General features: G+C 68.8%; 6 protein-coding genes and 5 pseudogenes. 6 read left to right on the top strand and 5 right to left on the bottom strand.

What is annotated here, in order from left to right; translation table 11 throughout:
- Positions 1-478: 478 nt before the first annotated feature.
- From ACYVMZ_RS38830 to ACYVMZ_RS38820, 3 genes and pseudogenes are all read right to left on the bottom strand, one after another.
- Positions 479-691: a hypothetical protein gene (locus ACYVMZ_RS38830; RefSeq protein WP_461087952.1), complete on the bottom strand. Its 213-nt coding sequence runs from the start codon at positions 689-691 to the stop codon at positions 479-481.
- A 503-nt stretch (positions 692-1,194) separates the two neighbouring features.
- A pseudogene (locus ACYVMZ_RS38825) lies at positions 1,195-1,729 on the bottom strand (IS701 family transposase); the annotation flags it as partial.
- Between the two features lie 167 nt (positions 1,730-1,896).
- Positions 1,897-2,481: a TetR/AcrR family transcriptional regulator gene (locus tag ACYVMZ_RS38820; protein ID WP_461087950.1), complete on the bottom strand. Its 585-nt coding sequence runs from the start codon at positions 2,479-2,481 to the stop codon at positions 1,897-1,899.
- Positions 2,482-2,597: 116 nt separating this feature from the next.
- On the opposite strand from ACYVMZ_RS38820, the gene ACYVMZ_RS38815 reads away from it, so the two are divergent.
- The 5 genes and pseudogenes from ACYVMZ_RS38815 to ACYVMZ_RS38795 all read left to right on the top strand — a co-directional run.
- A complete protein-coding gene (locus ACYVMZ_RS38815) occupies positions 2,598-3,323 on the top strand; it encodes an SDR family oxidoreductase (protein ID WP_461087948.1) in 726 nt (241 codons plus the stop codon).
- Between the two features lie 70 nt (positions 3,324-3,393).
- Complete coding sequence (locus tag ACYVMZ_RS38810; RefSeq protein WP_461087946.1) at positions 3,394-4,458, top strand: aldo/keto reductase; 1,065 nt, start codon at positions 3,394-3,396, stop codon at positions 4,456-4,458.
- Between the two features lie 270 nt (positions 4,459-4,728).
- Positions 4,729-5,605, top strand: a pseudogene (locus ACYVMZ_RS38805) (alpha/beta fold hydrolase).
- A 287-nt stretch (positions 5,606-5,892) separates the two neighbouring features.
- Positions 5,893-6,697, top strand: a pseudogene (locus tag ACYVMZ_RS38800) (Na+/H+ antiporter NhaA); the annotation flags it as partial.
- A gap of 172 nt (positions 6,698-6,869) precedes the next feature.
- Positions 6,870-7,070 (top strand): annotated as a pseudogene (locus ACYVMZ_RS38795) (DUF2267 domain-containing protein); the annotation flags it as partial.
- A 330-nt stretch (positions 7,071-7,400) separates the two neighbouring features.
- Here the strand turns inward: ACYVMZ_RS38795 and ACYVMZ_RS38790 are convergent.
- Together ACYVMZ_RS38790 and ACYVMZ_RS38785 are read right to left on the bottom strand one after the other, a co-directional pair.
- Entirely contained in the window at positions 7,401-8,045 is a 645-nt protein-coding gene (locus ACYVMZ_RS38790) for a replication-relaxation family protein (protein WP_461087944.1), read from the bottom strand.
- Positions 8,046-8,407: 362 nt separating this feature from the next.
- Positions 8,408-8,569 (bottom strand): annotated as a pseudogene (locus ACYVMZ_RS38785) (IS630 family transposase); the annotation flags it as partial.
- Between the two features lie 216 nt (positions 8,570-8,785).
- Here ACYVMZ_RS38785 and ACYVMZ_RS38780 point away from each other — a divergent pair.
- Positions 8,786-8,969: transposase (locus tag ACYVMZ_RS38780; RefSeq protein WP_461087557.1), on the top strand; the 184-nt coding region annotated here is incomplete at its 3' end.

Here is an 8,969-nt window from a genome sequence, read left to right as displayed (position 1 = left end):
GACTCGACACCCAGCCGTCTACCAGGAGCTTCTCTACATCTGCGCACCGCCCGCATACTCAACGGCCGTGCTCAGCAGACAGGTTGGAAAACGCTCATTCTGTCTGCTGACCGCGCGACCGTCCATGCCAGCGGAACCCGAGGAATGGTGCACCTCGATGCCAGCACGCTGCGGCCGGCTCCGCTGACCCAGGACCTGTTGGCCTTCAGCCGACCGCTCGATGTCGGACGAACTCTTGGCGACGCTGGAGGCGAGGGAGGCACAGTCCGCCTCACCGGTTGGAGACGTCCCTGGCATTTGAGCGGGCTTCGCTGGGCCAGCACCTCCCAGGTCGTCCGGCCCGCGTGTGCGGCGACCGGTTTCAGTGCGTCCGATCCGGGTGCTGTTCCGATGTCGGCGAAGTGCCGCAACACCGCCTGGTGCACCGCACGCAGACCCCGCTCTTGAGGTGCGTAGCGTCCCCGCCCGCCTCGTCCGACTACATCGAGAACGTCCGGCTCGCAGCAGCCCCGGGGGCGACGGCCTCTGCCTGATCCGTATCGGTGAAGGCCTCGCGCAGCGCGGCCACGCTAGGGACGTCGACAACCGTGCCGTCGGCCTCCCGATACAGACGGCACGACACACTCGGCACCGCTCCGGCCTGGACGAAGCGGTCCACGCCGTGCAGCAGGAACGTCGGCGAGCCGTTCATCCCGGCTCGGCGGCCTGCTCCTGGTCGTGGACCTCGACCAGCTCAGCCTGCGCCGCCCGGCCCGCCAGTGCCGCATTGACCCGCTCCAAAGCCAGCGGGCGTTGGGGCACTCCACCAAAGCACAGTGATCCGCATGCTGCTCGTCCTCCTGCCTCATCGTCCTGTATCGGCGCTTGGCCTTCCAGCGCGCTGGAAGGCCAAGTCGTAGCCTGGAAGCCTGCGACAGAGCACGAGATACCGCACGCACCTCGCGCCCATCAGGTGAACGGCGCAACCGCGAGCTGGAGATGGAAGTCACCTTCCTGAAAAAAGCCGTAGCGTACTTCGCGAAGGATCCCCGGCAGCAAGCAAGTAGGCGTTCATCGACGAGATGCGGCTCGACACCGAGGGGCCTCGCAGTCGATGACCGTCGCGAGGTACAGCCAGCCTTCCCGGTCGCGATGTAGGTGATGTCGCCGACGAGCTTTTCGCCGGGCGCATCCGCCGTGAAGTCGCGGCCGACAGCGAGCCAGCTCGCCCTTGGTGGCGAAGGCGCGCTCGTCGGGGATGCGTGCTGCTTGGCAGCGTTCCCGGTCCTCCAGCCAGGACTTGGGCAGGTAGAGCTCGCGGTCGACCAGGGCGTGGCCGCGGGTGGTGGCGTAGGCGGCGAACACCCCGATCTGGCAATTCTCTGTCCGCCCGGCCGTTCCGGAGTACTGGCGCTGCACCCCGGCGGAGGTGGTGCCTTTCTTCACGAAGCCGGTGTCGTCAGTAATCAACACGCCATTGGAGCGGGCGAGTTGTTCGGCCACGTACGCCTGCAGGTCGTCGCGCAGGCCGTCGGCATTCCACCGGCTGTGGGAGAGCAAGTGCTGCAGGCCGTGCGGGGTGGCGTGGCCGGCGTACTCGGCGAGCTGCCAGCTGTTCTTGTCGGCCTACCGGGCCGAGCAGTCCGCGGACGTAGTCCCGCATCCGCCGCCGGGCCTCCACACGGCAAAAGCGGGCTCCGGTCCGTAGAAAGAGTTCTTCGAGTTCCAGGTCCCAGGCGTTCGTCGGCACATCGTGGATCACGACGACGGACTGCTCGGTGCGCTGTCATTACATGCGGCGTGGGCACACGTTGGTGGGACAGTCGGCCCAAGGCCGTCCCCCGCATGCCCAACCCCCGCTACACTCCCCACCTCCAGGCCGTTGACCAGGACAAATACAGAAGTCCGGCTGGAGTACTAGGCACGCCCTCGATCTTCCTGGCGCCGCTTCAGCCCGTCGACGACGACGGTGAGCATGCGGTCGAGTTGGGCGCGCTGCTCGGGCGCGCCGGCCACGGAGAGCACGCCGGTGAGGATCCCGCCGACGTCGACCGGGTCGATGTCGCTGCGCAGTTCTCCTGCTTCAGCGCCGGCCTGGAGCAGCATCCCCAGGATTTGCTGGATCTCATCGCAGACGGGTCCGGTGCCGAAGCGTCCGGAAGCGCTCATGGCGACCAGGGCTTCGCAGATGCCGCGCCGTTCACCCGCCCACTCGGCGAAGCGGCGCATCCAGGCGTGGAGAGCCTGGGCGGGCTTCTCGGTGACCAGAAGGTCCCGGGCGTCGTCGCGCAGAGGGCGGATCTGGTCGCGGTAGACCTCTTCGACCAGGTCCTCTCGGGTGGGGAAGTGCCGGTAAAGGGTGCCGCTTCCCACGCCCGCCCGTTTGGCGATCGAGTCCAGCGAGATTGCCTTTCCGGAGGTGAAAGCCTCAGCGGCTGCGGCGATCAGGTGCTCGCGGTTGCGCTGGGCATCAGCGCGCAGGGTGTTGCGTGGAGGTGTCATGGCTTCGCGATCTGGAGTGTCGGGTCGAGGTGCCGGGCGATTCGGGGAGATCTCCGGTTAAGTGTACAGTGGGCGCAAGCGGGGAGTCCTCCGCTTACTGCGACGAAAGGCCCGCCATGCCCACAGCACTCGTCACCGGCGGCACGACCGGAATCGGCAGAGCGACCGCCGCACTGCTGCACGCCCGCGGCTACCAGGTCGCCGTCACCGGACAGAACCCCGAGTCCCTCGCGCGAGCACGACTCGAGCTTCCCGACGACGTACTCGTCGCCCGATCCGACGCACGCGTTCTGTCCGACACCGACGCCCTCATGACAAGGGTGTCCGAACGTTTCGGGTCTCTCGACCTGCTGTTTCTCAACGCCGGGGTCTTCCGCCCCGCACCGGTTGCCGGCGTGACAGAGGAGTCGTTCGACAAGCACGTCGACGTCAACTTCAAGGGTCAGTACTTCACCCTCCAGAAGGCCCTACCACTGATGAACGACGGCGGATCGATCGTCCTCACCGTGGGCATCGCATCCCATAGGGGCAGCCCTGGCGCCACGGTGGGGGCGGCGACGCGCGGTGCCCTGCTGGCGATGCTGCCCTCGCTCGCGCTCGAACTGGCTCCGCGCAGGATCCGCGTCAACACCGTGAGTCCCGGCGCGACCGAGACCCCGCTGCTCGACAAGCTGGGGATACCCCAGAGCGGCCGGGACGCCATGCGCACGAAGATCCCGTTCGAGCGCTTCGGGACCAGTCAGGAGGTCGCGGAAGTCGTCGCCTTCCTCGCCTCGGACGCCGCCGGCTACATCACCGGCCAGGACGTCGCCGTGGCCGGCGGCTACGGGCTCGGCGCCTGAATCTCAGGCACGCCGCACACCGGTCCGCACCCCCTCGAACCTCAGAAACCCACCACAACAGGAGAACACGATGCCACTCACTCTCGACGCCTACCGGCAACTGGGACGCTCCGGCCTGCGGGTCTCGCCGCTCGCGCTCGGGGCGGCCACCTTCGGCAACGAATGGGGCTGGGGCGCGGAGCAGGACGAGGCGCGGAGGTTGTTCGACCTCTATGTCGAGCGCGGCGGGAACTTCATCGACACGGCGGTCACCTACACCAACGGCACATCGGAGCGCATGCTCGGTGAGTTCGCCCGGGACAGGCGAGACAGCTTGGTCCTGGCCACGAAGTACACGACTTTGCGGCGGCCTGACGACCCCAACTCCGGTGGTGCGAGCCGGAAGAGCCTCTTCGGGGCGGTCGAAACCAGCCTGCGACAGTTGAACACCGATTACATCGACCTGCTCTACCTGCACGTGTGGGATCCCACCACACCCGTGGAGGAGATCCTTCGCGGTCTGGACGACCTGGTCCGGCAAGGCAAAGTCCTCTACGTGGCCATCTCCAACACCCCAGCCTGGCAGATCTCACGCATGCAGACGATGGCCGACCTGCGCGGCTGGTCACCGCTGGTGGCACTGCAGCTGGAGTACAACCTGGTGGAGCGTACCGGGGAACGTGACCTCATCCCGATGGCGCAGGAACTGGGGCTGGCAACAGTTCTCTGGTCACCGCTGGCGGGAGGAGTACTCACCGGCAAGTACAGCCGCCAGGACCTGACCACGTCGCCGTCCGGCCAGAGCGAGAGCACCCGCAAGCGTTTCAACCTGGCCCTCGGCGGGGTGACCGAGCGCAACCTCGCCATCGTGGACGTGGTCAAGGAGCTCGCTGACGAGCTGGGCCGCACACCGGCCCAGGTGGGGCTCGCCTGGACCCTGCACAACCCGGGGGTGACTGCGCCGGTCATCGGGGCTCGAACCGCCGAGCAACTGCGGGAAAACCTCGGAGCTCTGGAAGTCGACCTCACCCCGTCCCAGATGGCGCGTCTGGACGAGGTCAGCGCGATCGACCTCGGATTCCCCCACGCCATGCTCGCGAGCGACCACATCCGCATCCAGACCCGCGGCAACCTGAAGATCCAGGCCCGGCGCTGACGATCGAGCAAAGCGCCAGGGAGCGGCGATACCGCTGCCACTGGCCGGCGCGCGTCCCCTGCACGCCGGCCAGACCAGACCGACGCGAGGGCAGCTTGTTGTCGCCGCCTGGGCGGCTGGTGACAGAAAGGATGCCGAATGAGCGCTTGTGACAAGCCGTGTGCCTCACCGGTGACAACCAGACTGCTTTCGACCGGTCTCATTTACCAGCTCAACCGGCTCTGCGGTGACAACTACCGCGCTTCGGCTCAGCACGAGAGCGAGAAGGTCATGACGAACAAGAGCACTCGGCGTTCGATCCTCACTGGCGGTGCCCTGCTGGCGGCCGCCGCGAGCGGAACAGCTCTGACATTCGCCTCCAGCAGAGCGGCCGGTGCGGCCGGCGGAGCATCGCGCCTCGACTCCAGGACGACCACCGCGCAGCACTCGAGTGGCGGCAGGCCCACGATCGTCCTGGTGCACGGCGCCTTCGCCGACTCCTCCAGTTGGAACGACGTCGTCGCCCAACTGAAGCAGGCCGGCTACCCGGTCGTCGCCGCCGCCAATCCGCTACGCGGGCTGCACCAGGACGCAGCCTCCGTGCGCAGTGTCCTCGACGGCATCGACGGCCCCATCGTCCTGGCCGGCCACTCCTACGGTGGCAGCGTCATCAGCGAGGCCGCCGCCGACCACCCCCAGGTCGAGGCCTTGGTGTACATCGCCGCGTTCCAGCCCGGCAAGGGCGAAAGTTCGGCGGAGCTGGCCGGCAAGTTCCCCGGCAGCACCCTGGGCCCGAACCTCAACCCTGTTCCCTTCCGCCAGGCCGACGGCAGCACCGGCACCGACCTCTACATCAAGCAGAAGGCCTTCCACAGCCAGTTCGCGGCGGACGTTCCCCGCAGGACCACCGACGTGATGGCCGCCACCCAACGCCCCTTCACCGACGCGGCGCTCAACGGCACCGCCACCGAAGCCGCGTGGAAGACGAATCCCCTCATGGGCTCTGACCACGAAGCAGGATCTCAATATCCCCATCGCCGCACAGCGCCTCATGGCCGACCGCGCGGGCTCCCACACCCGGGAAGTCAAGGCCTCACATGCCGTGACCGTTTCCCAGCCGCAGGCCGTGGCGCGGTTGATCGAGCAGGCCGACCATGCCACCCGGTGATGCGGGCCCACCGGCCGACCGTCCAGTCCCTTTCCCGCTATGTTGTGTTAGGCACCAGCAGCACAAGGGCGGCTCACAGCGTTCTGCGGCAACGCGTGGCCGACGCACGGACGACTCCTGCGCGCGTCCCATGCTCGGCCGTACGTTCCAACGCATGAGCAGCACGAGGAGCAGGCAGCCGCACATCTTAAGGTGGCCACCGTCGTGACGCCCGACCTCACCTGACCACATGCCTCCCCTGGCCACCTCGCTCGCCCCGCGCGAGGTGGCCGGCGGCCGATCGCCGAATGAGTACTGAACCAGCCGCCGACTACACCGGGCAGACACAGTGCGGCAGCGCGTCGCACTCGCCGCTGCGTGACTTTCTGCGCACCCAGACGGGCAGCGCTGCCGTTCTGGTGACGGCGGCACTCGCCGCGCTCCTGTGGGCCAACGCCGCGCCGACGGTGTACGAGTCGCTCTGGCACACCCATCTGTCCGTGCGGCTCAGCTCGCACGGAATCTCGCTCGATCTGCGTGAGTGGGTCAATAGCGGGCTGGTGACCCTGTTCTTCTTCGTCGCCGGGCTGGAGGCCCGCCGCAGAGTTCGACATGGGTGAGCTGCGCGACCGCAAGCGGCTGGCCCTGCCGCTGGCCGCCGGGCTCTCCGGCATGCTGGTGCCCTCGCCCTCTATCTCACGATCAACCACGGCCACGGCACGGAACAGGGCTGGGGCGTGGCGATGTCCACCGACACCGCGTTCGCGCTGGGCATCCTCGCCGTGGTCGGCCGCCGGATGCCGCCGGAACTGCGGATCTTCATCCTCCTGGTGACCGTGGTCGACGACTTCCTCGCCCTGGGCGTCATCGCCTTCGCCTACAGCGACACGATCAGCCTGCCCGGACTGCTCGTCGTGGTCGGCACGTTCGCCGTCATCCTGCTCGTCCGGCGGCTCGGCGTGCGGCGTCGTGTACGCACTGTTGGGCGTCGTCGCCTGGATCGGCCTGCTCGCATCGGGCGTCGACCCGGTCGTCATCGGTCTCGCCATGGGCCTGCTCACCTACGCCTACCCCTCCGCTCGATCCGACCTGGAGTACGCGAGCGGCCTGTTCCGGCTGTTCCGCGAACAGCCGACGCCGGAGCTGGAACGGTCCGTCCGTGCCGGAATCGCCTCGGCGATCTCCCCGAACGACCGCCTCCAGCGCATGCCGTTCCCCGTCGCCCGTCAGCGGCGCTCGCGGCGGCTCGGGCAGCTGGGCGGCCACATCGGCTGCCTCGTCTGGGGCGGAAAGCTTCGGCGTGGAGGAGTTCTTGCGGCGCGTCGCCGAGCGTGTCGATGCACGTCCCCGTACGGCCGAGTGGGACGCCAGCGCGGTGCTGTCCACTCTGGCCGACGCCGTCTCCGGCGGGGAGCTGAACCAGATCCTCAGCCAGCTGCCGTCCGGCTACGCTGCCCTGTTCTGCCGGGCGGACCTGTCCGACTGACCCTCCTCGTGCAGAGACCGCCCGCTGCCCGAGGGCAGGCCACTGCCGGTGGTGGCGGCGGGGTGAAGCGGGCCCGGCCCGGGTGAGGCCGGGCCCGTCGTTCTCACCGTGCCTTCGGCAGCGCTGCCAGGGAACGGCGTTCCTCGCCGTGGCCGACGACCCGCCACACGGGTCGGCCGGGGCCGTGCCGGGTCAGCTGCGCCAGCGTTGTGGTCGCCACGGTGATCCGCCAGTTCGGGCGGGCGCGGTCGTGGAAGGCGGCCTCCCGGGTGGCCGGGCCGCGCGGCGCCGTGCGGGAGCGAAGACGAACAGCACCGGCGGGAAGGGCCGCTATAGGGGCGGGCCGCTGTAGGTCTCCTCCCAGTGGCTGCGCGGGGCGCGGGCGGCGTTGCCGCGCCCGCTTGGGGGTGCGCTGCGGTAGGCGTCGTAGCGCTCCAGCTTGGCGACCAGGCGGGCGTAAGACATCGTGCGGTCGATCTCCACGAACGCGTGGGAGCCGTCGTCCAGGAGCACCACGCCGTCGGGGACCAGGAGCCGGCCGGTGTGGGGTGAGCGACTTCGAGTTGCCAGTCGGTATGGTCGGCCACCTGCGCCTGGTGGAAGGCGATGACGGTATCGACCAGGGCGAGGGTGTGCTCTCGCAGTCCAGTCTTCGCGGCCGCGCGCGCTCCGGTGGTCCGTCCGGCCTTCGGCGGGAGTTAGCCGGAGGCGGCGGCTTCGGCGAGGCCGGCGGGCGTGCAGTACCAGTAGCTCTGCTGGGCGCGGCGGGTCCGGCCGACCAGCAGGTCGTCGCGCAGGTTGCGCAGCGCGCGACGGACGTAGTCGGGTGTCCTGGTGGTGCGGCAGCAGCAGTGATTTGAGCTGGCGTGGCGTGGCCAGCCGCAGCTGGGCGAGACAGCGCAGGACGTCGCCGCGGATCTCGGCTCCGGCCTTCGCCGCGGCGCTTGTGCGCGGCCGGGACGCTTTTCCAGGCACATCAGTGCTGGGAGAAGAGGAGTTGCAACCGCCCGGGGCGGGCGGACAAGGGGTCTGATCAGCGACAACCGCCAGACGGCGGCTGGGAGCGGGCTTGTCGTGTGGCTCGCTGCGGGGCTTGCTGTCGCAGCGCTGTCCGCCGGGGACGGTGGGATGGGCGGGATGAGGGCGGTAGTCATCGCGTCCTCGGGTCTCTCCGGCCGTGCGGGGCCGTGTCGGTGACAGGTCCGGCCCGCACGCGTGAAGCCGTGCGGGCTGGAGCCACCGTGAGAAACCACCCCTTGTCCGCGGTCTGACGACCACTGGCGACGGGTGTCCGTTTCCGCCTTGACCAGTGCTGTGACCGCGTAGGTTCGCCGGGTTCAGGCTGCGACTGCGAGTGGGCGTCCGCCCCAGCGGATGCCCTTCTCGCTGCGGATGCGGGCGCGTTCCTTGCGTTGGGCGGCGAGTACGTCAAGGTGGCGGGCGTTGGTGTTGCGCCAGCGCAGGTAGCGGTGCAGTGCCTGGGTTTGCGCGGGGTGGCTGCCGCACATCCAACCGTCGCGACCACCAACCCGGCGAACCTACGCGGTCCCAGCACTAGGTATCGACCTGGCGGATTTGTCCGTGACTGACGTCACGCCGCCCGGCGCTATGTCAGCCAGCGACTGTGACGGGCTCTCGGATAACGACGTGGTGGGCGCATCGGGGAGTAAGGCTTCGTCTCATTTGGTGTGCTGGGTAGTCTCCACTGTGTGGTCATGGTCGAGCGCATGGTGCCGGACGAGTTGTGGGAGTTGTTCCAGCGGGTGGTCCCGCCTGCGCCATCGCGGCCGCAGGGCGGCGGCCGGCGCCGGTACGGAGATCGCGAGGTGCTGGCTGCGATCATCTTTGTCGCCACCACGGGCTGCACCTGGCGGCAGCTGCCGCCGGTCTTCGGCCCAT

Source organism: Streptomyces deserti (assembly GCF_054782695.1).
This window is presented reverse-complemented; position numbering and strand designations above follow the sequence as displayed.

What these genes read in the sequence shown, in the direction of transcription:
- ACYVMZ_RS38810 (WP_461087946.1), top strand. Translation starts at nt 3,394, where the DNA reads ATGCCACTCACTCTCGACGCCTACCGGCAACTGGGACGCTCCGGCCTG.
- ACYVMZ_RS38830 (WP_461087952.1), bottom strand. Translation starts at nt 691, where the DNA reads ATGAACGGCTCGCCGACGTTCCTGCTGCACGGCGTGGACCGCTTCGTC.
- ACYVMZ_RS38820 (WP_461087950.1), bottom strand. Translation starts at nt 2,481, where the DNA reads ATGACACCTCCACGCAACACCCTGCGCGCTGATGCCCAGCGCAACCGC.
- ACYVMZ_RS38815 (WP_461087948.1), top strand. Translation starts at nt 2,598, where the DNA reads ATGCCCACAGCACTCGTCACCGGCGGCACGACCGGAATCGGCAGAGCG.